Source organism: Streptococcus mitis (genome assembly GCF_946190285.1).
In the GTDB taxonomy this organism is placed as follows: Bacteria; Bacillota; Bacilli; order Lactobacillales; family Streptococcaceae; genus Streptococcus; species Streptococcus mitis_CP.
Genome location: NZ_CAMHZX010000055.1, coordinates 1 through 268 on the forward strand (window position 1 = coordinate 1; position 268 = coordinate 268).

A 268-nucleotide genomic window follows, 5' to 3' on the forward strand; every position below is an offset into this window, starting at 1 on the left:
CTTATTGCCGGAAAAAACGATCTCGCGAATCAGCGGGGTTGATGCCGGTGCTGGTGCCTCCGCCGGCGCTTGCGCAATGGCCATGCCAGTCTGCAGAAGCAGTAGGCATAGCCAGTACCTCATCCACGCTCCAGCGTCAGGAAACTGTAGGCGTAAGCATGGCGGTCATCCGCGGCGTGGTCTTCGCGCTGCGTCTCGCGGAAACCTGCGTTGGTGAAATCCGGAAACCAGGTATCACCCTGCTCGCGCGCGTGAACCTGCGTGAGAT

Annotated in this window: 1 protein-coding gene; it reads right to left on the reverse strand. The window is 60.4% G+C overall.

Going from position 1 to position 268, the window contains the following annotated elements:
* Window positions 1–119: 119 nt before the first annotated feature.
* Window positions 120–268 (reverse strand): dihydrofolate reductase (locus N8L39_RS09535; RefSeq protein WP_368857635.1); only part of this gene is annotated, 149 nt, incomplete at its 5' end.